We start from the raw sequence: 24,477 nt of genomic DNA on the forward strand, positions 1-24,477 counted from the left end.
GGGGTGGCAGTCGTTCGATTGAGCCTAGGCTAGGCTTGATGATTCCACCCACCACCACAAGGGAGCTTTCCATGACTCAATTGCGCCGTGTAGCGATCATTGGCGGTAATCGCATTCCTTACGCCCGATCCAATGGCCCCTACGCCACGGCGAGCAACCAGGCGATGCTGACTGCCGCACTGGAGGGTCTGATCGAGCGCTACAACCTGCACGGCCTGCGCATGGGCGAAGTGGCTGCCGGCGCGGTGCTCAAGCATTCCCGTGATTTCAACCTGACGCGTGAATGCGTGCTCGGTTCGCGCCTGTCACCGCAAACCCCTGCGTACGACATTCAGCAAGCCTGCGGCACGGGGCTTGAGGCGGCGCTGCTGGTGGCCAATAAAATTGCCCTGGGCCAGATCGAATGCGGCATTGCCGGCGGGGTGGACACCACCTCGGATGCACCGATTGGTGTGAATGAAGGGCTGCGCAAGATCCTGCTGCAAGCCAACCGCAGCAAATCCCTGGCAGATAAATTAAAACTCCTGTTACAACTTCGTCCTCATCACCTCAAGCCGGAACTGCCGCGCAACGGCGAACCGCGTACCGGTCTGTCCATGGGCCAGCACTGCGAACTGATGGCCCAGACTTGGCAGATCCCTCGTGCCGAGCAGGACCAGCTTGCGCTGGAGAGCCACCAGAAGATGGCGGCGGCCTACGCCGAAGGCTGGCACAACGATTTGCTCACGCCCTTTCTCGGCCTCACCCGCGACAACAACCTGCGCCCCGACCTGACCCTGGAAAAACTCGCCAGCCTCAAGCCGGCCTTCGAGCGCAGCGAAAAGGGCACGCTCACCGCCGGTAACTCCACGCCGCTGACCGATGGTGCCTCTCTGGTGCTGCTGGGCAGCGAGGCGTGGGCCAAGGAGCGCGGCCTGCCGATCCTGGCTTACCTGCGCGATGGCGAAGCAGCGGCGGTGGATTTCGTCCACGGCGCCGAGGGCCTGTTGATGGCGCCGGTGTATGCGGTGCCACGCTTGCTGGCGCGCAACGGCCTGACCTTGCAGGACTTTGATTACTACGAGATCCACGAGGCCTTCGCCGCCCAAGTGCTGTGCACGCTCAAGGCCTGGGAAGACGCCGACTATTGCAAGACCCGCCTGGGCCTGGACGCACCGCTGGGGTCGATCGACCGCAGCCGGCTCAACGTCAAGGGCAGTTCCCTGGCGGCGGGCCATCCGTTTGCCGCCACCGGTGGGCGGATCGTCGCCAACTTGGCTAAATTGTTGGATGCGGCGGGCAAGGGCCGTGGGCTGATTTCCATTTGTGCCGCCGGTGGCCAAGGCGTGACGGCGATTATCGAACGCTGATTGCCGACAAAATTGGCCCATTGAATGCATTCTCAAGGGGTCAGAGGTCAGTAGCCTCTCCCCCCGGCGAGCCGATTGCCGTATAACGAGTGCCACACGCGTGTTTGGTAATACAGGACCCACAATAAAAGCTGATGAAGACTCCTAAACGCATTGAACCCCTGATCGAAGACGGTCTGGTCGACGAAGTGCTGCGCCCTCTGATGAGTGGTAAAGAAGCAGCTGTTTATGTGGTGCGCTGCGGCAATGAATTGCGTTGCGCCAAGGTTTACAAGGAGGCGAATAAACGAAGTTTTCGTCAGGCATCCGAATACCAGGAAGGCCGTAAGGTCCGTAACAGCCGCCAGGCACGAGCCATGGCCAAGGGCTCCAAGTTCGGCAAGAAAGAAACCGAAGATGCCTGGCAGAACGCGGAAGTGGCGGCGCTGTTTCGCCTGGCCGGTGCGGGCGTTCGTGTGCCCCAGCCGTTCGACTTTCTCGAAGGCGTACTGTTGATGGAACTGGTGGCCGACGAATACGGCGATGCGGCGCCGCGTCTGAATGACGTAGTGCTGGAGCCGGACCAGGCGCGCGAATACCACGCTTTCCTGATCTCCCAGATCGTGCTGATGCTGTGCACCGGCCTGGTGCACGGTGACCTTTCCGAGTTCAACGTACTGCTCACGCCTACGGGCCCGGTGATCATCGACCTGCCCCAGGCGGTGGATGCGGCGGGTAACAACCACGCGTTCAGCATGCTGGAGCGCGACGTTGGCAACATGGCTTCCTACTTCGGGCGTTTTGCCCCGGAGTTGAAGAAAACCAAGTACGCCAAGGAAATGTGGGCGCTGTATGAAGCCGGCACCTTGCACCCGGCCAGTGTATTGACCGGTGAGTTCGACGAACCGGAAGAACTGGCGGATGTGGGCGGTGTGATCCGCGAAATCGAAGCGGCGCGGCTGGATGAAGAGCGTCGCCAGGCGATTCGCGCGGCGGATGATGCGCCACCAAGCAAAGTGCCGGACGAGCCACCGCCGCCGCCTTGGATGCAGTAACTTACAGCGACGCTGATCGTTCCCACGCTCTGCGTGGGAATGCATCCCTGGACGCTCTGCGTCCTAAAGCGTGACGCGGAGCGTCGAAAGCGGCATTCCCACGCGGAGCGTGGGAACGATCATTGCGTGCTGTCTGTCAGGCGCAGCAGTTGCCCGCTGCCAACTCCTTGAGGATCGGGCAATCGGGCCGGTGATCGCCCTGGCAGTGCTCCATCAGGTCCTGCAAGGTATCGCGCAGTTGCCCCAGCTCGCGAATCTTGTGGTTCAGCTCGTCGATGTGCTGGCGCGCCAGGGCTTTTACGTCGGCGCTGGCCCGCTGGCGGTCCTCCCACAGGGTCAGCAACTTGCCGACTTCTTCCAGTGAAAACCCCAGGTCTCGCGAGCGCTTGATGAACGTCAGGGTGTGCAGGTCGTCGTGGCCGTACACCCGGTAGCCGCTGTCGGTGCGGTGGGCGGTTTTCAGCAGGCCAATGGATTCGTAGTAGCGAATCATCTTCGCGCTTAGCCCGCTGGTGCGGGCGGCTTGGCCGATGTTCATGGGCGTTGATCCTCCAATTCCTTGGGTTTCCAGGTTTTCAACAACAGGGCGTTACTCACCACGCTGACGCTGGACAAGGCCATGGCGGCGCCAGCCAGTACCGGGTTGAGCAGGCCGAAGGCGGCCAGGGGAATGCCGATCAAGTTATACACAAAGGCCCAGAACAGATTCTGTCGAATTTTCGCGTAGGTCTTGCGGCTGATCTCCAGGGCGGCCGGCACCAGGCGCGGGTCGCCACGCATCAAGGTGATACCGGCGGCGTGCATGGCCACGTCGGTGCCGCCGCCCATGGCGATGCCGATATCGGCAGCGGCCAGGGCTGGTGCATCGTTGATACCGTCGCCGACCATGGCCACCACGCCGGTTTTTTTCAGCTCGGCCACGGCAGCGGCTTTATAGGCGGGCAGTACTTCGGCATGCACATCGTCGATGCCCAAGGCCTCGGCCACCACCCGTGCACTGCCGTGGTTATCGCCGGTGATCAGGTGGCTGCTGATGTGCTGCGCCTTGAGTTGTTGCACGGCTTGCAACGCGCCGGGCTTGAGCGTGTCGCCAAAGGCAAACAGCCCCAGCACACGGGGTTGCGCGCCTTGTTCGATCAGCCAGGACAAGGTGCGGCCTTCGGCTTCCCATTCCTTGGCTCGCGGGCCTAAATCGCCTGCGTCCAGGCCGGTCTCTTCCAGCAAGCGGCGATTACCCAGCGCCAATGGCCGACCGTCGAGCGTACCGGCAATGCCGCGCCCGGTCAGGGATTGGCTGGCGCTCACATCGGCCACGTCCAAGCCTCTGTCGCGACAAGCATCCAGCACGGCCTTGGCCAGTGGGTGCTCACTGCCGCGCTGCAGGGCGCCGGCCTGTTGCAATAACAGGGCTTCATCGCCATCCACGGCCGCCAAATGCGCAATGTTGGGCGCGCCGGAGGTGAGGGTGCCGGTCTTGTCGAACACTACGGCGCTCACGGCATGGGCGCGCTCCAGGGCTTCGGCGTCCTTGATCAGGATGCCGTGGCGTGCGGCGACGCCAGTGCCGGCCATGATCGCGGTCGGTGTGGCCAGGCCCAGGGCACAAGGGCAGGCGATCACCAATACGGCCACCGCATTGATGATGGCGGTTTCCAGGGATGCGCCATACAGCCACCAGCCCACTACGGTAATCAGCGCCAATACCAGCACGGCCGGCACGAACACCTGGCTGACTTTATCCACCAGTTTCTGGATCGGTGCCTTGGCGGCCTGGGCGTCTTCGACCAGGCGGATGATGCGCGCAAGCACACTTTCCGCGCCCAGGGCCAGGGTGCGCACGAGCAGGCGGCCTTCACCGTTGATGGCGCCACCGGTGACCGCGTCGCCGGGTTGTTTGGGCACCGGCAGGCTTTCGCCGCTGATCAACGCCTCATCGGCATGGCTCTGGCCTTCCACCACCTCACCGTCCACCGGGAAGCGTTCGCCGGGTTTGACCAGCACTAGGTCGCCGTGCTTCAACGCACTGATGGCGACGTCTTCTTCACGGCCGTCCTGCACGCGAATCGCCCGTTCCGGACGCAAGGCTTCAAGGGCGCGGATGGCGCTGGCGGTCTGGCGCTTGGCGCGGCTTTCCAGGTATTTGCCCAGCAGCACCAGGGCGATCACCACCGCCGAGGCTTCGAAGTACAGGTGCGGCGTCACGCCTGGGGCGGCGGTGAGCCATTCATAGATACTCAAGCCGTAGCCGGCACTGGTACCGATCGCCACCAGCAGGTCCATATTGCCGGCGCCGGCGCGCACGGCTTTCCACGCGGCGACATAGAAGCGCGCACCCAGGATGAATTGCACCGGCGTGGCCAGGGCAAACTGTATCCAGGCGGGGAGCATCCAGTGCAGGCCGAAGGGTTCTACCAGCATCGGCAGCACCAAGGGCAGCGCCAGCAGAACGCCCGCCACCAGCGACCAGCGCTCGCGGCGCAGGCGCCGGGCCTGATCGGCGTCGGTAGCGGTTTCGCTTTGGGGCAGGCTGGCGGTGTAGCCGGCTTTGTCGACGGCGGCGATCAACACGCTGGGGTCCATCTGGCCCTGTACTTCGATGTGCGCGCGCTCATTGGCCAGGTTGACGCTGACACGTTGCACGCCAGGCACTTTGCCCAGCGCGCGTTCGACCCGCCCGGCACAGCTGGCACAGGTCATGCCGCCGATGGGCAGGTCAAAGGTGGTGGATCCATTCATGGGGCAGTCCTCCAGAAGAAGTTGCCACTAGGATCAACCTTAACCTGTGGGGAAGGTCAAGCCCGATCGTTCCCACGCTCTGCGCCGATCGTTCCCACGCTCTGCGTGGGAATACAGCCCGTGACGCTCCGCGTCACCCTGGCGTTGAAGTAGTGCCTTGTACCCGGGACGCAGCGCGTCCGATGAGGCGTTCTCACGCAGAGCGTGGGAACGATCGTGGGGTTACTCAGTATTCCAGTTTCGCCGCTTTGAGGTACATACCGTCCGGGCCCAGTGCAATGCGTAATTTGCGTACATCACCGGCTTTCAAGGTGATGTTCTGCGCGGGAGGCGCGAGCATGCCTGGCAGACAGCCGGGGGCCTGACTCGGCAACACTTTCAGGCGCAGCGACACATCGCCGGGGGGAAGGTTGAAGGAGGTGGCCTGTTCCTGGAACAGACGCCCGGCCAGTTGGTCCTGGATATACAGGCCGATCTCGCAGTGGGTCGGCACTTCCAGGCGTTCGCGGGAAATAATCAGCACCGCATAATCTTCAGCTGCCAGGGCTTGGGGCGCAGCGGCAGGCAAGCTCATCAGGCCGGCAAGGGCAAAAAACGACCAGCGCATGGCGAATGCTCCATGGTTCACAGCTAGGGAGGTTGAAGCTTGGACGACGCCGCCGCCGAATACCAGCCCGGCAGAAATACTGAGAACTTGACCTTGCCATCATGGCAAGCTCGACACTGGGCTCAACCTCATCAAAGGAGTCATGTCATGCAAATATTCAGCGTTGAAGGAATGACCTGTGGCCATTGCGTTAAAGCGGTGACCCAGGCGGTACAGAGCCAGGATTCGGCAGCAAGTGTGGAGGTCGACTTGAAGGCTAAAGAAGTGCGGGTGGCAAGCAGTCTGTCCTCTGACCAAGTGATCGATCTGATTGCCGAGGAAGGCTACAGCGTCAAGTTGGCGTGATTTTCTGATCGTTAGCCACCTAACGTAATGTTCATGGCACCCAAGCGCGGCTAGACTGTCGAGCTGCCGACTCACTTGGGTGTCTGATGAACCTTCGCATAATCCTGATTCTGGGCGCCTTGAGCGCCTTCGCGCCGTTGGCGATCGACTTTTACCTGCCGGGATTTCCGGCAATGGCCTCGGCCTTCGCCACTGACGAAAAACATATCCAGCTGACCCTGGCGGTGTATTTCGCGGGCCTGGCTATTGGCCAATTGATCTACGGGCCGCTGGCCGACCGCTTTGGCCGGCGCGTGCCGTTGCTCAGCGGCGTCACCCTGTTTACCCTCGCGTCTTTCGCTTGTGCGTATGCGCCGTCCCTGGAATGGCTGATCGGTGCACGCTTCGTGCAGGCCCTTGGCGGGTGTGCGGGCATGGTGATTTCCCGGGCGGTGGTCAGTGACAAATGCGATGCCGTGGGTTCGGCCAAGGTGTATTCGCAACTGATGCTGGTGACCGGCCTGGCCCCGATCCTGGCGCCGTTGGCCGGTGGCCTGATGGTCGGCGTGTGGGGCTGGCAGTCGATTTTCCTGGCGTTGTCGTTGTTCAGCGTGATGGCGGCCATCGCCGTGGCGGTCGGGTTGCCGGAAACCTTCCCGGCCAATCAGCCGCGCCAGCCGTTGTCGGGCTCGTTGCGCCGCTACGGCTCGCTACTGTCAGACCGGGTGTACCTGGGCTATGCCTTGACCGGCGGCATCTCGATTGCCGGGATGTTTGCCTACATCGCCGGTTCCCCCTTCGTGTTTATCAAGCTCTATGGCGTACCGGCCGAGCATTACGGCTGGTTGTTTGGCTCCAACGCCGCGGGCTTTATCCTGGTGGCGCAACTGAACGCAAGATTGCTCGCCAAGCGCGGCCCGGCGTTTTTGTTGTCGCGTACCGTGTGGGTGTACGTGGCGGCGGCGTTGACGCTGTTGGGAATTGCCGCGTTGCGCACTGAGGCACTATGGCCGTTATTGGTGCCGCTGTTTATCTGTATCGCCAGCCTGGGCTGCATTTTGCCGAATACCTCGGCCTGTGCCATGAGCGGGCAGGGGGCTCGGGCCGGCAGCGCATCGGCGTTGCTCGGTTGCATTCAGTTCGGTGTGGCTGCAGGGGCGGCGTCGTTGGTCGGTGTGTTGCACGACGGCACGGCGATGCCGATGGCCATGGTCATCAGCCTCTGCGGGGTGCTGGCGGTGACCATTGCCATGGCGACCCAGCGCCTGCAAAGGGCAAGGGCCGTACAGGCGCAGGTCTGAAGTTGGGCTCAGCCAGCGGAACGTTGCTGGTTGAGAGGGAAGCGATGGGGCGCCTGGATCCGGGCCTGCAGCGTGTCGGCGAAGGCGCGGGCCTCGGCTTCACTGCGAAAGGTGATGGCCTCGCCGTCGAGACGAACTTGCCATTGGCTGCCGGGGGATTTTGCTAACGCTTTTATCAGGATTTTCATTGCTGACTTCCTCACGTAAAAGAATCGTGGCAAAGGCGGCCAATATAAACCTGAACGGGCGCATAAATATGACAAGGATCAACTCTCTGACTAATGGTGTCGTCCGTTACCTACGTGGATAACAGACGACACTGACAGCCGTTTTCAGAACCCTTCCAGCACGATCTTGCCCTTGGCCTTGCCGCTTTCCAGCAGGGCGTGGGCGCGGCGCAGGTTCGCCGCATTGATCACGCCGAAGTGCTCGCCCACCGTGGTTTTCAGGGTGCCGGCGTCGATCAGTTCGGCCACGCGGTTGAGCAGGTTGTGCTGCTCGATCATGTCTGGCGTTTCGAACATCGAACGGGTGTACATGAACTCCCAGTGCAGCGACAGGCTCTTGCGCTTGAGCTTGCTCACATCCAGGGCCTTGGGATCGTCGATCAACGCCAGCTTGCCTTGGGGTTGCAGTGCTTCGACCAGTTGGTCCAGGTGTTGCTCGGTCTGGGTCAGGCTGGCGACGTGGGTCACTTGCCCGTGCCCGGCCTGTTTCAACACTTCGCTCAGCGGCTGGCTGTGGTCGATCACCACGTGTGCTCCCAGGGCCTTGGCCCATGCGTGAGTCTCGGGGCGCGAGGCGGTGCCGATGACCTTCAACGCGGTGAGCTGGTTGGCCAACTGAGTCAGGATCGACCCCACACCACCGGCAGCGCCGACGATCAGCAGGCTCTGGCCTTGATCGTCTTTGCCTTCAGTCACCTGCAAACGTTCGAACAACAGCTCCCACGCAGTGATAGCGGTCAATGGCAATGCGGCCGCTTCGGCAAACCCCAGGCTTTGGGGCATATGGCCGACGATGCGCTCATCAACTGTGTGCAATTCGCTGTTGCCGCCAGGGCGTACCAGGGAACCGGCGTAGTACACCTTGTCGCCGGCCTTGAACAACGTCACGTCACTGCCGACCGCCTTGACCACACCCGCCACGTCCCAACCCAGCACCTTGGCGGCGCCATTTTCCGGGGCGACGTTCTGGCGCACCTTGGTGTCCACCGGGTTGACCGAGATGGCTTTGACTTCCACCAACAGGTCACGGGGGCCGGCCACGGGGGCTGGTAGTTCGATGTCTTGCAGGGATTCTGGATCGGTGATCGGCAGTGAGGCGTAGTAGGCGATGGCTTTCATGATGACTCCAAGTGAATACGGTCAAGGTAGGAGCGAGCTTGCTCGCGAAGATCGTTAACGATGACGCGGTGTTTCTGGTTTCGCGCCTCGTCGTTGGGGTTTTCGCGAGCACGCTCGTTCCTACAAAAAAGGCGGGATCAGGCGAGAAATTTCAGGCGCTTGAGTTCGAAGTGTTCGATCACATCGGCGGCCTTGGCGCGAAAGCTCTGGATATGCGCGCTCTGGTCGTGGTCGGCCAGTGCAGCGTCGTCGCTCCAGCGCTCGAGCATGTAGAAGGTCTCGGGGTGCTGCAGGTCCTGGTGCAGGTCGTACTGCTCGCAACCGGCTTCCAGGCGGGTCGGTTCCAGCAGGCCGCGCAGCAGGGTTTCCAGGGTGGCGTGCTGGCCGGGTTTGGCGATCAGCGTGGCGATGACATTAAAAGCGGTGGACATAGTCGACTCCGGGCACGGGCTAACGGGATGGGCAGATGATTGGCTATTTCCCACGCCGATAAAAGCGGCTAAAACAGCAGGCTGTTTCAACCAAATATTGATAATGAACGGAAATGCATGCTGCGTTTTGATGATTTGCAGTTGTTTGTGCGGGCCGCCGACTTGGGTAGCCTGTCGGCTGCGGCGCGGGTCATGGACCTGTCACCGGCGGTGGCCAGTGCCGCGCTCAAGCGTATCGAACAGCAACTGGGTACGCGCTTGCTGGCGCGCTCCACCCGCAGCCTGCGCCTGACAGCCGAAGGCGAGGGCTTCCTTGCGTACGCGCGGGCGTCACTGAGCGCGCTGGATGAAGGGCGGCGCCTATTGGCCAGTGGCCAGGATCATGTCAGTGGTGTGCTGCAATTGTCGGCGCCCTCGGATTTCGGTCGCAACCAGCTGTTGCCGTGGCTGGATGCGTTCCAGCAGGAGCATCCGCAACTGAACGTGCGCCTGTTGCTCGGTGATCGCATCGCCGACCTGTTCCGCCAGCCCGTGGACATTGCCCTGCGTTACGGCGAACCCGAAGACTCCAGCCTGATTGCGCTGCCCATTGCTCCGGACAATATTCGCGTACTCTGCGCCGCCCCCAGTTACCTCGCCCGGCATGGCGAGCCGCGCCATCTGGAGCAATTGGCCCAGCACAATTGCCTGCTGTACATGCTCGGCAGCCGCGTCCACGACCACTGGGGTTTTTACGATGGCAAGCGCCATGTGGGCCTGACGGTCAGCGGCGATCGCTTCAGCGATGACGCCGATGTGGTGCGCCGCTGGGCGGTGGCGGGCATGGGCATCGCCTACAAGTCCTGGCTGGATGTGAGCACCGATGTGCTGGCCGGGCGCTTGCGTCTGATCCTGCCGGAACTGCAGGGCGAGCGCACCCCGCTCAACCTGCTGTGCGCCCACCGTGCGCAATTGAGTAAACCCATCAATCTGCTGCGGGACATGCTCGTGTCCCGTTGTGCGACATTGACGGCCCAGCGACCGGGACGAATGGCTTCTCGTCAATAGCCTGCGCCACGCTCGGAAGTTTCACTCATATCTTGTCCTGATTTGCACCGTCAGACACCGGGGAACCTCCTGCCTGCGCACCTATACTTGGGCGTCAACCGCAGCAGAAAAATGGTTTAACAGGGAGTGAATACATGGGAGCAGCACCTTGCATCAGTCAGATCGCCAGCTTGCTCGCCGAGCCTAAACGCACGGCCATGCTCTGGGCCTTGATGGACGGTTCGGCGAAGACTTCCGAAGAACTGGCGACGCTGGCCGGGCTGTCGCCGGCGTCAGCCAATGCACATTTGGCGCGGCTGTCCGGCAGCGGCCTGTTGCGGATCGAGGCGCGGCGGGGCCAGCGCCTGTTTCGTGTAGCGGCGGCCGATGTCAGTGCCGCCATTGATGCGCTGGCCAGCACCACTATGGCCAGCGCGGCCCGCAGCACACCTGATGTTTTGCCAACGGCGCTGCGCGCACCGCCATTGCTGCGCCGTGCCCGCTGGTGCCATGGCCACCTCGGCGGCGAGCTGGCGGCGCAGTTGTATCAACGGATGCTTGAGGCCGGGTGGATCGAGCGCCATGAGCCGCGTACAGAGGTGACGCCCAATGGCGTGCAGGCATTGGCGCAGCTGGGCATTTTTACCCAGGCATTGGCATCGCCGCTGGCCTGCGACTGTTTCGACTGGAGCCAGCAACAACCCCACCTGGGCGGTGCGTTGGGGGCGGGCTTGATGCAACTGTTTCTGCAGGCGAACTGGATCAGCGTGATCAACGAGTCACGGGCCTTGTCGGTCAATGACCTGGGGCTTGAGCACATAGCTCGCATTGCCAAGCTGTAGGCGTCGTTCTCAGCTGTCGTCAGGTCGCATCCAGCAATAGCCGGCGCAAACGATGCCGCACACTCGCAAGGGGGATTTTTCATACGAGGGGTGTGGCATGGATAGGCAGGGTTATAGCGCGGCGGAACGCCTGGAACGGTTGCCCATCAGCGGTTACCACCGAATCATTTTCATCATCATCGCCCTGGCGTTTTTCTTTGACTCCATGGACCTGGCGATGATGACCTTCCTGTTGGGCTCGATCAAAACCGAGTTTGGCCTGAGCACGGCCCAGGCCGGGTTGCTGGCCAGTTCGAGTTTTTTCGGCATGGTGGTGGGCGCTTCGCTGTCCGGGATGCTTGCTGATCGATTCGGTCGCAAACCGGTGTTTCAGTGGAGCATCGTCCTCTGGGGGTTGGCGAGCTATTTGTGTTCCACGGCCCAGACGGTGGAGACGCTGACGTTGTTTCGGATCCTGCTGGGCATTGGCATGGGCATGGAGTTTCCCATTGCCCAGTCGATGCTGTCGGAGCTGATCCCCGCCAAAAGACGCGGGCGCTATATCGCCTTGATGGATGGTTTCTGGCCGTTGGGCTTTGTGGCTGCGGGCGTACTGTCTTACTTCTTGTTGCCGGTGATTGGCTGGCGCGACATCTTCCTGGTGCTGGCGGTACCGGCGGTGTTCGTGCTGGCCATCCGTTTCTTTATCCCGGAGTCGCCGCGTTGGCTGGAACAGGCTGGGCGCCATGAGGCGGCGGACAAGGTCTTGCTTGGCATCGAGCAGAAGGTGCGCGATTCCCTGGGCGGCGCCGACTTGCCGGAGCCAGTTGCTTTGCCACGGGTAGAGAGTACGCCGGGGACGTTTTTCTCCGCGTTCCAGCAGCTGTGGTCGGCGCAGTACCGCCAACGCACGATGATGATCTGGAGTGTGTGGTTCTTCGCCCTGCTTGGGTTCTACGGGCTGACGTCGTGGTTGAGTGCGTTGTTGCAGCAATCGGGTTTTGCCGTGACTCAGTCGGTGTATTACACGGTGATCATTTCCCTGGGCGGAATCCCAGGTTTTTTGATGGCCGCGTGGTTGGTGGAGCGCTGGGGACGCAAGCCTGTGTGCGTGGTGACCCTGCTGGGCGGCGGGGTGATGGCGTTTCTGTATGGGCAGAGCGCAGTGTTTGGCGGCAACGTGGGCCTGCTGATCACCTCGGGGTTGTTGATGCAGTTCTTCCTGTTTGGCATGTGGGCGGTGCTGTACACCTACACGCCGGAGTTGTATCCCACCTCGGCACGTGCAACCGGCTCGGGGTTTGCGTCGGCGATTGGGCGGGTTGGTTCGTTGCTGGGGCCGTTGGTGACCGGGTTGGTGTTCCCGATAACCGGGCAGGGCGGGGTATTTGCCTTGGGCGCGCTGTGCTTTGCGGTGGCGGCGCTGGTGGTGTGGCTGTTCGGGATGGAGACCAAGGGCAAGACCCTGGAAGAACTCACCCAGGCTTGAAGCTGATGGGGCCATATGGGAGCCGGGCTTGCCCGCGATAGCGGTAGGTCAGGCAATAAGAGGCTGGCTGATACACCGCTATCGCAGGCAAGCCAGCTCCCACAGGTTGAGTCCAAGTCTATTCAGTTACGGTTTCACGAGCCGCGCATCCAGACTGTTCTGCGCCAGGCGTTTGGCCTGGTCCTGGGTCATGCCCAGGGAGGTGTGCAGCGCGTGGAAGTTCTCGGTGACATAACCGCCGAAGTAGGCAGGGTCGTCCGAGTTCACGGTGACTTTTACACCACGCTCGAGCATGTCGAGGATGTTGTGCTGGGCCATGTCGTCGAACACGCAGAGCTTGGTGTTGGACAGCGGGCATACCGTCAGCGGGATCTGTTCGTCGATGATGCGCTGCATCAAGCGCTCGTCTTCAATGGCTCGCACGCCGTGGTCGATGCGCTGGATTTTCAGCAGGTCGATGGCTTCCCAGATGTACTCGGGCGGGCCTTCTTCACCGGCGTGGGCCACGGTCAGGAAGCCTTCGTGACGGGCACGGTCGAACACGCGCTGGAACTTGCTCGGTGGGTGGCCCATTTCCGAGCTGTCCAGGCCCACGGCCACGAACGCGTCACGGAACGGCAGCGCCTGGTCGAGGGTTTTCTGCGCTTCGTCTTCGCTCAGGTGGCGCAGGAAGCTGAGGATCAAACCGCTGGTGATGCCCAGTTGCTGCTCGCCGTCTTTAAGCGCAGCGGCGATGCCGTTGAGCACCACTTCGAACGGCACGCCACGGTCGGTGTGGGTTTGCGGGTCGAAGAAGGGTTCGGTGTGGATCACGTTCTGGGCCTTGCAGCGCAGCAGGTAAGCCCAGGTCAGGTCGTAGAAGTCCTGGGACGTGCGCAGCACATCGGCACCCTTGTAATACAGGTCGAGAAACTCTTGCAGGTTGTTGAAGGCGTAGGCTTTGCGCAGGGTTTCGACGTCGTTCCATGGCAGCGCAATCTTGTTGCGCTCGGCCAGGGCGAACAGCAACTCAGGCTCCAGCGAGCCTTCCAGGTGCAGGTGCAATTCAGCCTTGGGCAGGGCGTTGAGCCAATCGTACATTTTTAAAATCTCATCAGGTGCAATGGCGGCATTCTACAGGCCATGGCTGAAATAATCGGCAAAACCTGACCAGCAGGAGAGTATTTCTGTCACTCACGCAAGGGCGGCCTGAACTAAGGTGTAACGAAACGTTAGCGGCTCGGCGCAGTCTGTACCCCATCAATGACTGATTCGCTGTACGAAAAGGCCCGGAATGCTCACATCCCTCAAGCAAGAAAAATTCATGCTGCTGGCGCTGATTGCCGCCATCGCCGCCTACCCGCTGGAGCACTGGATGCTCCACAGCGGCCAACTGGTTGCGTTGCTGGCCGGCTTTGCGCTGATCGCGTTTATCGTGATGGCGTCGATGCGCGTGGCCCATCACGCCGAACAGTTGGCGGAAAAAGTCGGCGACCCCTACGGCACCATGATCCTGACCCTCGCCGCGGTATTGGTGGAAGTGGTGATCCTGGCGATCATGATGAGTAACGAGCCATCGCCCACCCTGGTGCGCGACACCATCTACTCAGCGGTGATGCTCGATATCAACGGTATCCTCGGCCTGGCCGCGCTGATGGGCGGCATCAAGCATGGCGAACAGTCCTACAACGATGACTCAGCGCGCACCTACAGTGTGATGATTCTTACCGCCATGGGGGTGTCGATGGTGGTACCGGAATTTATCCCCGAAGCGGACTGGAAAATTTACTCGGCCTTCACCATTGGCGCGATGGTGGTGCTTTACACCTTATTCCTGCGCATGCAGGTGGGGCCGCACAGTTATTTCTTCAGCTACAGCTACCCGGAGAAACGCCGTAAGAAACAGCCGGAAGACGAGCACGCGCCGTCTGTCAGCCTGACGTTTTCCATTGCGACCCTGGTGTTTGGGGTGATCGTGATTGGCGCGCTGGCCGAGGTGATGTCCAAGACCCTCGACCTGGGCCTGGAAGGCACAGGCGCACCACCAGTGATTACCGCGATTGTGGTGGCGGCTATCTCGGCCGCTCCGGAAATCCTCACGGCATTGCGCGCCGCGTTGGCCAACCGCATGCAATCGGTGGTCAACATCGCGCTGGGGGCTTCGTTGTCCACGGTGATCCTGACGGTGCCGGTGATGGAAGCCATGGCGCTCTACACCGGGCAGCCGTTCCAGATGGCGATGACGCCGGTGCAAACGGTTATGGTGTTTATCACGCTGATCGTCAGCGCGATCAACCTCAACGATGGTGAAACCAATGCGATAGAAGGGATGACGCATTTTGTGTTGTTTGCGACCTTTATCATGCTGTCGCTGTTGGGGCTGTAACCCGATTTGAAAGGCGCCGCAGACCCAATGTGGGAGCGGGCTTGCTCGCGAATGCGGTGGTTCAGTCACAGATGTACTGACTGACACACCGCATTCGCGAGCAAGCCCGCTCTCACATTTTGATTGGCGCCTGGCTTAGGTGCCCGCGATCAAATGGCGCGCGGCCTGGCTGTGATCGGCGATCAAGCCCTTGAGGTCCAGGCCTTCGACTTGACCATCAATCACCCGCCATTGACCCGCGATCATCACTCGGTCTGCCCGGTCCGCGCCGCACAGCAGCAGTGCGGAAATGGGGTCATGGCTGCCGGAGAAGCGCAGCTCATCGAGCTTGAACAGTGCCAGGTCCGCCTGCTTGCCGACGGCCAACTCGCCAATGTCTGTGCGCCCCAGCAACTGCGCCGAGCCCTTGGTGGCCCAGCCCAATACGCCTTCGGGGGTGATCTTTTCCGCGCCGTAGCGCAGGCGCTGGATGTACAGGGCCTGGCGGGCTTCAAGGATCATGTTCGAAGCGTCGTTGGAGGCCGAGCCGTCCACGCCCAAGCCGATCGGGGCGCCGGCGGCGAGCAGGTCCAGAGTGGGGCAGATGCCGGAGGCCAGGCGCATATTCGAGCTTGGGCAATGGCAGATGCCGGTGCCGGCTGCGCCCAGGCGCTCGATTTCGTCCGGGTTGAAGTGAATGCCGTGAGCCAGCCAGGTGCGTGGGCCGAGCCAGCCGACGCTGTCGAGGTAATCCACGGTACGCAGCCCGAAGCGTTGCAGGCAGAAATCTTCCTCATCGAGGGTTTCCGCCAAATGGGTGTGCAGGCGCACGTCCAGCTGGTTGGCCAGCTCGGCGCTGGCTTGCATGATTTCGGGGGTGACGGAAAACGGCGAGCACGGCGCCAGGGCGATCTGGATCTGCGCACCGTCACCGCGCTGGTGATATTCGCGGATCAGGCGCTGGCTGTCTTCGAGAATCACCTGGCCTTGCTGCACGGTTTGCTGCGGTGGCAGGCCGCCATCGGCTTCGCCCAGGCTCATGGAACCGCGGGTGAGCATGGCGCGCATCCCCAGTTCACGCACGCTGCCTACCTGCACATCAATGGCGTTTTCCAAACCATCGGGGAACAGGTAGTGGTGATCGGCCGCAGTGGTGCAGCCCGAGAGCAGCAATTCGGCCAGGGCGACTTTGCTGGCCAGGGCGAGCTTTTCCGGGGTGAGCCGCGCCCATACCGGGTACAGGGTTTTCAGCCAGGGAAACAGCGGCTGGTTGACCACCGGGCCCCAGGCGCGGGTCAGGGTTTGATAGAAGTGGTGGTGGGTATTGATCAGCCCTGGCAGCACCACATGCTCGCGGGCATCGAACACCTGCGCGCAGGGTTGTGCAGGCGCTTGCCCTTGGGCCAGCACTTCGGTGATGACACCGTCTTGCAGCACCAGGCCGCCACGGGCATCGAGGCCATTGGCAGTGAAAATCGCGAGGGGGTTTTTTAACCAGATACGGGTCGCAGGCATTGGCCGGCTCCTCTGAATGATGGGTTCAGGTTTGCCAGCTCAGTGTTGCCCTGTCTGCTGATCCAGGGTCGCCGGGGAGGGCGAGGTGGGCAGTTTACCTCTGTGGGAGCGAGCTTGCTCGCGAAAATCGTCAATGATGACGCGGGCAGTCTGGTTTAACGCAGTGCTTGGGCGTTCTTCGCGAGCAAGCTCGCTCCTACAGTTGGGGGGGTTACCAGGTGATGGTGTCGCCCTTGTAGTCGACGAAGTGATGGCCGCCTTTGCCGGTGTAGGCATTTACCTGGTCCACCAGGCCGCGCACGCTGGTCTCGACGTCGATGTGGGCATTTTCGCCGCCCATGTCGGTCTTCACCCAACCTGGATGCAGCGACAGCACCGTCGGCTTGGGCTCGCCCAGTTGCGTGATAAAGCTATTGGTCATCGAATTGAGGGCGGCCTTGCTGGCCTTGTACAGCGCCAGGTCCGAGCCGTCGGGAATGGTCACGCTGCCCAGTACCGAACTCATGAAGGCCAGCACGCCGGTGTCTTTGCGGATCTGCCCGACAAAGCGCTGGGCCAGGTTGATTGGCGCCACGGCGTTGGTGAAGAACAACTGGCCGACTTCCGCCAGGGTCGCGTGGCCGGGCTCCTGGTTGGCCGGGCCCTTGACGCCGGCGTTGACGAACAGCAGGTCGAAGGTGCGGTCTTTCAGGCGTTGGGCCAGGGCGATCACGGCTTGCTGGTCGTCCATATCCAACTTCTCGATCTGCACCGGCCCCGCGGCTTTCAGGGCATCTGCCTTGTTCGGATCGCGCACGGTAGCGGTCACGCCCCAGCCGTCCTGGAGCAGTTGCTTGACCAGGCCAAGGCCCAGCCCGCGCGAGGCGCCGATGATCAGTGCGGTTTTTGGCGTAGACATGAAAGGCTTCCTTTGAAATCGCGGTTCAGGGAGTTCAGCGCATAACAGTAGCAGTTTCAGCGTTCGAGCAGGATGCGCCCACGGCTCAGGTCGGCGAGCTGGGTTTGCAGGGTGTCGATGTGCGCCTCCCCCAGGGCGAGTTGCAGCTCTACGCCGTTGGCGGTGAAGGTTTCTTCCACCACAAGCCCGCCGAGTTCAGCGACACGCAGCTTCACCAGGTTCAGCTCGGAGAAGCCACAGGCGCAGCTCAGAGGTACGCGGCTGATCAGCTCGATGCGCTCGGCATTTTGCAGGCATTTATTGGCCCCGCCGCCATAGGCACGGGCCAAGCCACCCGTGCCCAGTTGAATGCCGCCGTACCAGCGGATCACCAATACGGCCACCTGATCAAAGCCCTGGGCCTCGATGGCCGCGAGGATCGGGCGCCCGGCGGTGCCACCGGGTTCGCCGTCATCGCTGCTGCGGTATTGATCGCCCAGCTTCCAGGCCCAGCAGTTGTGCGTGGCGTTCAGGTCGCTGTGTCGCTCGAAAAACGCTTGGGCGTCCTGCGGGCTGGTAATCGGCGCCGCCAAGGTGATAAAGCGGCTTTTGCGTATTTCTTCACGAAACTCGCAAAAACCGGTGAGCGTAAAAGACATAAATCGCTTCGTTTATAGGGCTGGCTTGATGCCGCAGCCTTTGAGAATGATATGGATCAGATTGGTGCCGGCATCTTCCATGTCCTGCTTGGTCAGCTTGGTGCGACCGGTGACGCGGCAGATCTGGGTGGCGAAGTCAGCGTAGTGCTGGGTGCTGCCCCACAGCAGGAAGATCAGATGCACGGGGTCGACGGGGTCCATTTTGCCGGCGTCGATCCACGCCTGGAACACTGCGGCACGGCCACTGAACCAGGCCCGATAGTCCTGGCCGAAATATTCCGTGAGGCATTCGCCACCGCTGATGATCTCCATGGCGAAGATCCGCGAGGCTTGGGGTTGGCGGCGCGAGAATTCCATCTTGGTGCGGATGTAACGAGCGAGCGCCACGGCCGGGTCATCCTCGGCGGTCAGCGCGTTGAAGGTGCTGTCCCAGAGTTCGAGGATGTTGCTCAGCACTGCGATGTACAGGCCCAGCTTGTTGGTGAAGTAATAGTGCAAGTTGGCCTTGGGCAGCCCGGCGCTGGCAGCGATGGTGTTCATGCTGGTGCCTTTGTAGCCATGGCGCGCGAATTCATCTTCAGCAGCCTGGAGAATCGCTTGTTCATTCTTTTGCCGAATGCGGCTGGCGGGTTTACCGCCGTGGTTGCTGTGGGCAGGAACTTCGAGGCTCATGGAGGTTTCCGTGCTGATCGATAGAGACGACGTGTGCACAGATAACCCACCCTCAAGCCTCAGACAAGTCCTGATGCAATAAAACCGTCAAAGCGGTTCCAGGCTGTCGCGTTCCGGGGTGTGGTTTGCGGCGGTGGTACTTGCCTTGGCCTCCGGCAGTAACAGGCACAGGAGGATGGCGGTGATACCGCCGCTGGTGATGGCGGAGTCGAACAGGTTCTGCACCAGTGTCGGCATCAGGTGCAGCAGGTTAGGTTGCGCGGCGATACCCAGGCCAACACCGAACGAGGTGGCGATAATCAGCATGCTGCGTCGATCCAGCGGTGCCTGGGCGAGAATGCGCACGCCGGCTGCGGCCACACTGCCGAACATCACCAGGGTCGCGCCGCCCAGCACCGGCTTGGGGATTTGCTGCAGCACGGCGCCAATCAGCGGAAACAGGCCCAGGCAGAACAGCAACACGCCGATGTATAAACCGACGTAACGGCTGGCCACGCCGGTGAGCTGGATCACACCATTGTTCTGCGCAAACGTGGTGTTGGGGAAAGCGCTGAAAGTGGCGGCGATCATGCAGCTCACCCCATCGCCGAGGACGCCGCCCTTGAGCCGGCTTATATAAGAAGGGCCGCTGATAGGCTGGCGGGCAATCATGCAATTGGCGGTGAGGTCGCCGACGGTTTCGATGCTGCTGATCAGATAAATCAGCGCAATCGGCAGGAAGGCGCTCCAGTCGAAGTTGAAACCAAAGCGGAATGGTGTAGGCAGGCTGACCAATGGCAGGTCAGGCAAAGCCTGGGGAACAAGTTTACCGCTGAACCACGCCGCGAGGCTGCCCAGGGCCAGGCCGATGATGATGGCCGACAGGCGTACCCAGGGCGTGTTCGAGCGGTTGAGCAGGATGATCGTCAAAACCACGAACAGGCCCAGCGCCAAGTTGGCGGGGGCGCCGAAGTCCGGTGCATTGAAACCGCCGCCGAGGTCGGTGATACCCACTTTGATCAGGCTGATGCCGATCAGCGTAATCACAATGCCGGTCACCAGCGGTGTGATCACGCGGCGCAGCTGGCCGATAAAGCGGCTCAATACAATCTGTACCGCCGCGCCGAAGAAGCACACGCCGAAAATCATCGCCAGAATGTCTTCCGGGCTGCCGCCGCGTTGTTTCACCAGAAAGCCTGCAGACAACACCGCGCCGAGAAACGCAAAGCTGGTGCCTTGCAGGCAGATCATGCCGGCACCGATACCAAACGGCCTGCGTGCCTGGATGAAGGTGCCTACGCCGGAAACCATCAACGCCATACTGATCAGGTAGGGCAAGTGGGCGGTGAGGCCGAGGGTGGAGCCAATAATCAGAGGCGGCGTGATAATGCCGACGAACGCCGCCAGCACATGTTGCAGCGCCGCGAGCAGAGCCGGCAGTGGTTTCGGCCGGTCGTTGAGGCCGTAGATGAGGTCGCTGGGGCTGGAGGATTCTGGGGGCATGGCGGGTCAACTCAAGGCGGACGGTTCAAGGTCCTTGAGTCCTTGCAAAAAGCTGTCCAAGTGCTCAGCTTTTTGTGCGACGCCCGAATCAGCGGGTGGCGGCCAGGCTTTCCAGGAAACTTTCCAGCACCAAATGAGGGCGACGGCCCTTGCGCGTGACCGATGCCAGGCTCAAATCGTAAAAACGTGTAGCCGGTTTCAGCGCACGCAGTCGGCCTTGTTGTACCCATAGGCTGGCGTAGTGATCGGGCAAGTAGCCGATATAACGCCCGGTGAGAATCAGGAACGCCATGCCTTCACGGTCTGAGGCACTGGCGGTGCAGTTGAGCGCCTGGTAATGGGCCTGGATTTCCGCGGGTAAGCGGAAGGTGGGGGCGATGGCGTCCTGGCTGTCGACGCGCTCGTCGTCGAGTTGCTTGTTGTCGGCGTAAAACAGCGGGTGGCCGACCGCGCAATAGAGCAAGGAACGTTCGCTGTACAACGGCTGGTATTCCAGGCCCGACAGTGCGCTGGCCTGGGGCACCACACCGACGTGCAGGCGACCGTCGAGTACGCCTTGCTCCACTTCATTGGGGGCGATCATGCGGATCTGGATCTGCACGTCCGGGCCGCGTTCTTTCAACTGCGCCAATGCGTGGGTGATGCGCATATGGGGCAGAGTGACAAGGTTATCGGTGAGGCCAATGATCAACTCGCCGCGCAAATGTTGGTGCAGGCCGTTGACCTCGGTGCGAAAACTTTCCAGGGCACTCAGCAGTTGCAGGGCAGATTGATAGACCTCGCGGCCTTCTTCCGTCAGGGAAAAACCGGCGCGGCCGCGTTGGCAGAGTCGTAGCCCGAGTCGTTGCTCAAGGTCGCTCATCTGCTGGCTGATGGCCGAGCGCCCGATGCCGAGAACGGTTTCCGCTGCCGAGAAGCCGCCGCACTCCACTACGCTGCGAAAGATGCGCAGCAGGCGAATATCGAAGTCACTGACTTGGGCCAAAGGGTCGGGACGACGGCTGCTCATAGTTTAGTGAAGTCCTGACTGAAGGTTAGAAGAGTTGGATTTCACCGACTTTATCCCCGTGGCAATTTAGCTGCAACAACGCTTTTTTCAATCCCGACGCTGCCTTTTGCCCTGCGAGGTTTTGCTGATGAACATGCCCGAAAACGCCCCATCGTCCCTGGCCAGCCAATTGAAGCTGGATGCGCACTGGATGCCTTACACCGCCAACCGCAACTTCCAGCGCGATCCACGCCTGATCGTGGCCGCCGAAGGTAGCTGGTTGACCGATGACAAGGGGCGCAAGGTCTATGATTCGTTGTCGGGCCTTTGGACCTGTGGCGCCGGGCATACGCGCAAGGAAATCCAGGAAGCGGTCGCCAAGCAATTGGGCACCTTGGACTACTCTCCAGGCTTCCAGTACGGTCATCCGTTGTCCTTCCAGTTGGCGGAAAAAATCACCGAGCTGACCCCAGGCAACCTGAATCATGTGTTCTTCACCGATTCGGGCTCTGAATGTGCCGATACGGCGGTGAAGATGGTGCGGGCCTACTGGCGCCTGAAAGGTCAGGCCACGAAGACCAAGATGATTGGTCGCGCCCGTGGTTACCACGGCGTGAACATTGCCGGTACCAGCCTGGGCGGTGTGAACGGTAACCGTAAGCTGTTTGGCCAGGCGATGATGGATGTTGACCATCTGCCTCACACCTTGCTGGCCAGCAACGCTTTCTCCCGGGGCATGCCGGAGCAGGGCGGTATTGCCTTGGCCGATGAGTTGCTCAAGCTGATCGAGCTGCATGACGCGTCGAACATTGCGGCCGTATTTGTCGAGCCTATGGCCGGTTCCGCTGGGGTATTGGTGCCACCGCAGGGGTATCTCAAGCGTCTGCGCGAAATTTGCGACCAGCACAATATCCTGTTGGTGTTCGACGAAGTGATCACGGGCTTTGGCCGCACCGGCTCGATGTTCGGTGCCGACAGCTTCGGCGTGACCCCGGACCTGATGTGCATTGCCAAGCAAGTCACCAACGGCGCGATTCCGATGGGCGCGGTGATTGCCAGCAGCGAGATCTACCAGACCTTCATGAACCAGGCGACGCCGGAATACGCAGTGGAATTCCCCCACGGCTACACCTACTCGGCGCACCCGGTAGCTTGCGCGGCGGGCTTGGCGGCATTGGACCTGTTGCAGAAAGAAAACCTGGTGCAGAGCGTAGCCGAAGTCGCGCCGCACTTTGAGAATGCGCTGCACGGTTTGAAGGGCAGCAAGAATGTGATCGACATTCGCAACTACGGCCTGGCCGGTGCGATTCAGATTTCCCCACGTGATGGAGATGCCATCGTGCGTCCATTCGAGGCCGGCATGGCGTTGTGGAAGGCCGGTTTCTATGTGCGTTTTGGCGGCGACACCCTGCAGTTCGGGCCAACCTTCAACAGCAAGCCGCAGGACCTGGACCGTCTGTTTGACGCGGTCGGCGAAGTGCTGAACAAGATCGACTGATTTCTCCTTCTATATAGAACAATTTTTCAGGAGCCCTGCATGAGCCTTATCCAGCATTTGATCAACGGTGAACTGGTCAACGACAGCGGTCGTAGTGCCGACGTCTATAACCCGTCTACCGGGCAGGTGATTCACCAGGTGCCTTTGGCCAGTCGTGAAACCATTCAACAGGCGATTGACTCAGCCAAGGCGGCGTTTCCGGCTTGGCGCAATACGCCGCCGGCCAAGCGTGCCCAAGTGATGTTTCGTTTCAAGCAACTGCTGGAGCAGAACGAAGCACGGATCTCGCAGTTGATCAGCGAAGAACATGGCAAGACCCTGGAAGACGCCGCGGGTGAACTCAAGCGTGGGATCGAGAACGTGGAGTACGCGTGCTCGGCGCCGGAGATTCTCAAGGGTGAATACAGCCGCAACGTAGGGCCGAACATTGATGCGTGGTCGGACTTCCAGCCGTTGGGCGTAGTGGCGGGTATCACCCCGTTCAACTTCCCGGCGATGGTGCCGTTGTGGATGTACCCGCTGGCGATTGTCTGCGGTAACTGTTTCATCCTTAAACCTTCAGAGCGCGACCCGAGTTCGACGCTGTTGATCGCGCAGCTGTTGCAGGAAGCCGGATTGCCCAAAGGCGTGCTCAGCGTGGTGCATGGCGACAAGGGCGCGGTGGACGCATTGATCGAAGCGCCGGAAGTCAAAGCCTTGAGCTTTGTAGGTTCGACGCCGATTGCCGAGTACATCTATTCCGAAGCGACCAAACGCGGCAAGCGCGTGCAGGCGCTGGGTGGGGCGAAGAATCACGCGGTGCTGATGCCGGATGCAGACCTGGATAACGCTGTGAGTGCCCTGATGGGCGCGGCTTATGGTTCCTGCGGTGAGCGTTGCATGGCGATCTCGGTGGCTGTGTGCGTGGGCGACCAGGTAGCGGATGCGTTGATCGCCAAGCTGGCGCCTCAGGTCAAGGCGTTGAAGATTGGTGCGGGCACTTCTTGCGGGCTGGATATGGGCCCGTTGGTGACGGGGCAGGCGCGAGATAAAGTCAGTGGCTATATAGAGGACGGTGTGTCGGCGGGGGCTGAGCTGGTCGTTGACGGCCGTGGCTTGAGTGTTGCAGGGCATGAGCAAGGTTTTTTCCTCGGTGGCAGCTTGTTTGACCGCGTCACCCCTGAGATGCGTATCTATAAAGAAGAGATCTTTGGGCCGGTGCTGTGCGTAGTGCGGGTGGATAGCCTGGAAGCGGCGATGCAGCTGATCAACGATCATGAATACGGCAACGGTACTTGTATCTTCACCCGTGACGGTGAAGCGGCGCGCCTGTTCTGTGATGAGATTGAAGTCGGCATGGTGGGGGTGAACGTGCCGCTGCCGGTGCCGGTTGCGTATCACAGCTTTGGTGGCTGGAAGCGTTCGCTGTTTGGCGACTTGCATGCCTATGGGCCGGACGGGGTGCGTTTCTATACCCGTCGCAAGGCAATCACCCAGCGTTGGCCGCAACGGGCCAGCCATGAAGCGTCGCAATTCGCCTTCCCTAGCCTGTAAGGCTCGGTAGGTAAAAGGCCGGCCCCTTGGGGCCGGCCTTTGCATTATTGGGGCTTTTTTGACTTATATGACAGAAATGTGAAAAAGAAGGTTGACGGCAGATTCTGGAAGCCTATAATTCGCCCCACTTCCGGCGCAGTCGAAACGGAAAACTCCTTGGTAAACAATGAGTTACGCAGTTTTCGGCAGCAAGTTGCTTCAGTTCATCGAAGCCAAAAGGAAGTTGAAAAAGAGGTGTTGACAGCAGCGTGTAACGCTGTAGAATTCGCCTCCCGCTTACGAGAGATCGCAAGCGCAAGTGGTTGAAGTTGTTGAAGAAATCTTCGAAAACTTCTGAAAATAACCACTTGACAGCAAATGAGGCTGCTGTAGAATGCGCGCCTCGGTTGAGACGAAAGATCTTAACCAACCGCTCTTTAACAACTGAATCAAGCAATTCGTGTGG

General features: G+C 61.0%; 24 protein-coding genes. 10 read left to right on the plus strand and 14 right to left on the minus strand.

All coding sequences use genetic code 11. The annotated features are described in order from the left end of the window. Nucleotides 1-71 precede the first annotated feature (71 nt). Together BT204_RS06030 and BT204_RS06035 are read left to right on the plus strand one after the other, a co-directional pair. Entirely contained in the window at nucleotides 72-1,349 is a 1,278-nt protein-coding gene (locus BT204_RS06030; protein ID WP_072445971.1) for an acetyl-CoA C-acetyltransferase, read from the plus strand. Nucleotides 1,350-1,483: 134 nt separating this feature from the next. Beyond that, nucleotides 1,484-2,383: a PA4780 family RIO1-like protein kinase gene (locus BT204_RS06035; RefSeq protein ID WP_014716761.1), complete on the plus strand. Its 900-nt coding sequence runs from the start codon at nucleotides 1,484-1,486 to the stop codon at nucleotides 2,381-2,383. A gap of 136 nt (nucleotides 2,384-2,519) precedes the next feature. On the opposite strand, the gene cueR is transcribed toward BT204_RS06035, so the two are convergent. The 3 genes from cueR to BT204_RS06050 form a co-directional block, all read right to left on the minus strand. Then, nucleotides 2,520-2,921: a Cu(I)-responsive transcriptional regulator gene (cueR, locus tag BT204_RS06040; protein ID WP_003188242.1), complete on the minus strand. Its 402-nt coding sequence runs from the start codon at nucleotides 2,919-2,921 to the stop codon at nucleotides 2,520-2,522. Continuing rightward, nucleotides 2,918-5,119 (minus strand): heavy metal translocating P-type ATPase, encoded by a 2,202-nt coding sequence (locus tag BT204_RS06045; RefSeq protein WP_072445973.1) that lies wholly within the window; start codon nucleotides 5,117-5,119, stop codon nucleotides 2,918-2,920. Before BT204_RS06045 ends, cueR begins: the two co-directional genes overlap by 4 nt. A 226-nt stretch (nucleotides 5,120-5,345) precedes the next feature. Further along, nucleotides 5,346-5,726 (minus strand): hypothetical protein, encoded by a 381-nt coding sequence (locus tag BT204_RS06050; RefSeq protein ID WP_034125899.1) that lies wholly within the window; start codon nucleotides 5,724-5,726, stop codon nucleotides 5,346-5,348. Nucleotides 5,727-5,873: 147 nt separating this feature from the next. Here BT204_RS06050 and BT204_RS06055 point away from each other — a divergent pair, with 147 nt between their 5' ends. Further along, on the plus strand, nucleotides 5,874-6,071 hold the full coding sequence (locus tag BT204_RS06055) for a heavy-metal-associated domain-containing protein (protein WP_072445975.1): 198 nt from the start codon (nucleotides 5,874-5,876) through the stop codon (nucleotides 6,069-6,071). Between the two features lie 86 nt (nucleotides 6,072-6,157). Further along, nucleotides 6,158-7,351: a multidrug effflux MFS transporter gene (locus BT204_RS06060; protein ID WP_057977734.1), complete on the plus strand. Its 1,194-nt coding sequence runs from the start codon at nucleotides 6,158-6,160 to the stop codon at nucleotides 7,349-7,351. 8 nt (nucleotides 7,352-7,359) lie between these two features. On the opposite strand, the gene BT204_RS06065 is transcribed toward BT204_RS06060, so the two are convergent. From BT204_RS06065 to BT204_RS06075, 3 genes are all read right to left on the minus strand, one after another. Further along, nucleotides 7,360-7,539: a hypothetical protein gene (locus BT204_RS06065; protein ID WP_014716767.1), complete on the minus strand. Its 180-nt coding sequence runs from the start codon at nucleotides 7,537-7,539 to the stop codon at nucleotides 7,360-7,362. 144 nt (nucleotides 7,540-7,683) lie between these two features. Then, nucleotides 7,684-8,697 (minus strand): zinc-binding alcohol dehydrogenase family protein, encoded by a 1,014-nt coding sequence (locus BT204_RS06070; RefSeq protein WP_034125902.1) that lies wholly within the window; start codon nucleotides 8,695-8,697, stop codon nucleotides 7,684-7,686. Nucleotides 8,698-8,834: 137 nt separating this feature from the next. Then, nucleotides 8,835-9,128 (minus strand): putative quinol monooxygenase, encoded by a 294-nt coding sequence (locus tag BT204_RS06075; protein ID WP_003188253.1) that lies wholly within the window; start codon nucleotides 9,126-9,128, stop codon nucleotides 8,835-8,837. Nucleotides 9,129-9,245: 117 nt separating this feature from the next. On the opposite strand from BT204_RS06075, the gene BT204_RS06080 reads away from it, so the two are divergent. The 3 genes from BT204_RS06080 (at nucleotide 9,246) to BT204_RS06090 (ending at nucleotide 12,464) form a co-directional block, all read left to right on the plus strand. Further along, nucleotides 9,246-10,175 (plus strand): LysR family transcriptional regulator, encoded by a 930-nt coding sequence (locus BT204_RS06080; RefSeq protein ID WP_034125904.1) that lies wholly within the window; start codon nucleotides 9,246-9,248, stop codon nucleotides 10,173-10,175. Nucleotides 10,176-10,309: 134 nt separating this feature from the next. Then, on the plus strand, nucleotides 10,310-10,996 hold the full coding sequence (locus tag BT204_RS06085; RefSeq protein ID WP_054918749.1) for an ArsR/SmtB family transcription factor: 687 nt from the start codon (nucleotides 10,310-10,312) through the stop codon (nucleotides 10,994-10,996). A 97-nt stretch (nucleotides 10,997-11,093) separates the two neighbouring features. Further along, the gene (locus BT204_RS06090) at nucleotides 11,094-12,464 is read left to right on the plus strand and encodes an MFS transporter (protein ID WP_054918747.1); all 1,371 of its coding nucleotides are present in this window, start codon (nucleotides 11,094-11,096) and stop codon (nucleotides 12,462-12,464) included. 126 nt (nucleotides 12,465-12,590) lie between these two features. On the opposite strand, the gene BT204_RS06095 is transcribed toward BT204_RS06090, so the two are convergent. Next, a complete protein-coding gene (locus BT204_RS06095; RefSeq protein WP_014716772.1) occupies nucleotides 12,591-13,544 on the minus strand; it encodes an adenosine deaminase in 954 nt (317 codons plus the stop codon). 193 nt (nucleotides 13,545-13,737) lie between these two features. On the opposite strand from BT204_RS06095, the gene BT204_RS06100 reads away from it, so the two are divergent. Continuing rightward, nucleotides 13,738-14,829, plus strand: coding sequence for a calcium:cation antiporter (locus BT204_RS06100; RefSeq protein WP_003188263.1), 1,092 nt, complete (start codon nucleotides 13,738-13,740; stop codon nucleotides 14,827-14,829). A 135-nt stretch (nucleotides 14,830-14,964) separates the two neighbouring features. On the opposite strand, the gene BT204_RS06105 is transcribed toward BT204_RS06100, so the two are convergent. The 6 genes from BT204_RS06105 to BT204_RS06130 form a co-directional block, all read right to left on the minus strand. Then, nucleotides 14,965-16,323, minus strand: a complete 1,359-nt coding sequence (locus tag BT204_RS06105) for an 8-oxoguanine deaminase (RefSeq protein ID WP_060764621.1) — start codon at nucleotides 16,321-16,323, stop codon at nucleotides 14,965-14,967. Between the two features lie 211 nt (nucleotides 16,324-16,534). Further along, a complete protein-coding gene (locus BT204_RS06110; RefSeq protein WP_054918743.1) occupies nucleotides 16,535-17,221 on the minus strand; it encodes an SDR family oxidoreductase in 687 nt (228 codons plus the stop codon). A gap of 56 nt (nucleotides 17,222-17,277) precedes the next feature. Beyond that, entirely contained in the window at nucleotides 17,278-17,859 is a 582-nt protein-coding gene (locus BT204_RS06115) for an IMPACT family protein (protein WP_054918742.1), read from the minus strand. 12 nt (nucleotides 17,860-17,871) lie between these two features. Next, the gene (locus BT204_RS06120; protein ID WP_034125910.1) at nucleotides 17,872-18,531 is read right to left on the minus strand and encodes a TetR/AcrR family transcriptional regulator; all 660 of its coding nucleotides are present in this window, start codon (nucleotides 18,529-18,531) and stop codon (nucleotides 17,872-17,874) included. A gap of 87 nt (nucleotides 18,532-18,618) precedes the next feature. Then, nucleotides 18,619-20,013, minus strand: coding sequence for a uracil-xanthine permease family protein (locus BT204_RS06125; protein WP_054896424.1), 1,395 nt, complete (start codon nucleotides 20,011-20,013; stop codon nucleotides 18,619-18,621). Between the two features lie 88 nt (nucleotides 20,014-20,101). Next, nucleotides 20,102-21,022, minus strand: a complete 921-nt coding sequence (locus BT204_RS06130) for a LysR family transcriptional regulator (RefSeq protein ID WP_034125912.1) — start codon at nucleotides 21,020-21,022, stop codon at nucleotides 20,102-20,104. Between the two features lie 127 nt (nucleotides 21,023-21,149). On the opposite strand from BT204_RS06130, the gene BT204_RS06135 reads away from it, so the two are divergent. Together BT204_RS06135 and BT204_RS06140 are read left to right on the plus strand one after the other, a co-directional pair. Then, nucleotides 21,150-22,499, plus strand: coding sequence for an omega-aminotransferase AptA (locus BT204_RS06135; RefSeq protein WP_054896425.1), 1,350 nt, complete (start codon nucleotides 21,150-21,152; stop codon nucleotides 22,497-22,499). Between the two features lie 39 nt (nucleotides 22,500-22,538). Then, nucleotides 22,539-24,032, plus strand: a complete 1,494-nt coding sequence (locus BT204_RS06140) for a CoA-acylating methylmalonate-semialdehyde dehydrogenase (RefSeq protein WP_034125914.1) — start codon at nucleotides 22,539-22,541, stop codon at nucleotides 24,030-24,032. Nucleotides 24,033-24,144: 112 nt separating this feature from the next. Here BT204_RS06140 and BT204_RS27995 read toward each other — a convergent pair. Next, the coding region (locus BT204_RS27995; RefSeq protein WP_204840106.1) for a hypothetical protein at nucleotides 24,145-24,477 on the minus strand (333 nt) is incomplete at its 5' end.

This window comes from Pseudomonas sp. NFPP02, from assembly GCF_900119355.1.
GTDB classification, from domain to species: Bacteria; Pseudomonadota; Gammaproteobacteria; order Pseudomonadales; family Pseudomonadaceae; genus Aquipseudomonas; species Aquipseudomonas paracarnis.

Coding starts and splice junctions, on each gene's coding strand:
- BT204_RS06115 (WP_054918742.1), bottom strand. CDS start 17,859: ATGTCTTTTACGCTCACCGGTTTTTGCGAGTTTCGTGAAGAAATACGC.
- BT204_RS06045 (WP_072445973.1), bottom strand. CDS start 5,119: ATGAATGGATCCACCACCTTTGACCTGCCCATCGGCGGCATGACCTGT.
- BT204_RS06075 (WP_003188253.1), bottom strand. CDS start 9,128: ATGTCCACCGCTTTTAATGTCATCGCCACGCTGATCGCCAAACCCGGC.
- BT204_RS06135 (WP_054896425.1), top strand. CDS start 21,150: ATGAACATGCCCGAAAACGCCCCATCGTCCCTGGCCAGCCAATTGAAG.
- BT204_RS06070 (WP_034125902.1), bottom strand. CDS start 8,697: ATGAAAGCCATCGCCTACTACGCCTCACTGCCGATCACCGATCCAGAA.
- BT204_RS06090 (WP_054918747.1), top strand. CDS start 11,094: ATGGATAGGCAGGGTTATAGCGCGGCGGAACGCCTGGAACGGTTGCCC.
- BT204_RS06030 (WP_072445971.1), top strand. CDS start 72: ATGACTCAATTGCGCCGTGTAGCGATCATTGGCGGTAATCGCATTCCT.
- BT204_RS06080 (WP_034125904.1), top strand. CDS start 9,246: ATGCTGCGTTTTGATGATTTGCAGTTGTTTGTGCGGGCCGCCGACTTG.
- BT204_RS06120 (WP_034125910.1), bottom strand. CDS start 18,531: ATGAGCCTCGAAGTTCCTGCCCACAGCAACCACGGCGGTAAACCCGCC.
- BT204_RS06110 (WP_054918743.1), bottom strand. CDS start 17,221: ATGTCTACGCCAAAAACCGCACTGATCATCGGCGCCTCGCGCGGGCTG.
- BT204_RS06125 (WP_054896424.1), bottom strand. CDS start 20,013: ATGCCCCCAGAATCCTCCAGCCCCAGCGACCTCATCTACGGCCTCAAC.
- BT204_RS06035 (WP_014716761.1), top strand. CDS start 1,484: ATGAAGACTCCTAAACGCATTGAACCCCTGATCGAAGACGGTCTGGTC.
- BT204_RS06055 (WP_072445975.1), top strand. CDS start 5,874: ATGCAAATATTCAGCGTTGAAGGAATGACCTGTGGCCATTGCGTTAAA.
- BT204_RS06085 (WP_054918749.1), top strand. CDS start 10,310: ATGGGAGCAGCACCTTGCATCAGTCAGATCGCCAGCTTGCTCGCCGAG.
- BT204_RS06065 (WP_014716767.1), bottom strand. CDS start 7,539: ATGAAAATCCTGATAAAAGCGTTAGCAAAATCCCCCGGCAGCCAATGG.
- BT204_RS06130 (WP_034125912.1), bottom strand. CDS start 21,022: ATGAGCAGCCGTCGTCCCGACCCTTTGGCCCAAGTCAGTGACTTCGAT.
- cueR (WP_003188242.1), bottom strand. CDS start 2,921: ATGAACATCGGCCAAGCCGCCCGCACCAGCGGGCTAAGCGCGAAGATG.
- BT204_RS06140 (WP_034125914.1), top strand. CDS start 22,539: ATGAGCCTTATCCAGCATTTGATCAACGGTGAACTGGTCAACGACAGC.
- BT204_RS06100 (WP_003188263.1), top strand. CDS start 13,738: ATGCTCACATCCCTCAAGCAAGAAAAATTCATGCTGCTGGCGCTGATT.
- BT204_RS06050 (WP_034125899.1), bottom strand. CDS start 5,726: ATGCGCTGGTCGTTTTTTGCCCTTGCCGGCCTGATGAGCTTGCCTGCC.
- BT204_RS06060 (WP_057977734.1), top strand. CDS start 6,158: ATGAACCTTCGCATAATCCTGATTCTGGGCGCCTTGAGCGCCTTCGCG.
- BT204_RS06105 (WP_060764621.1), bottom strand. CDS start 16,323: ATGCCTGCGACCCGTATCTGGTTAAAAAACCCCCTCGCGATTTTCACT.
- BT204_RS06095 (WP_014716772.1), bottom strand. CDS start 13,544: ATGTACGATTGGCTCAACGCCCTGCCCAAGGCTGAATTGCACCTGCAC.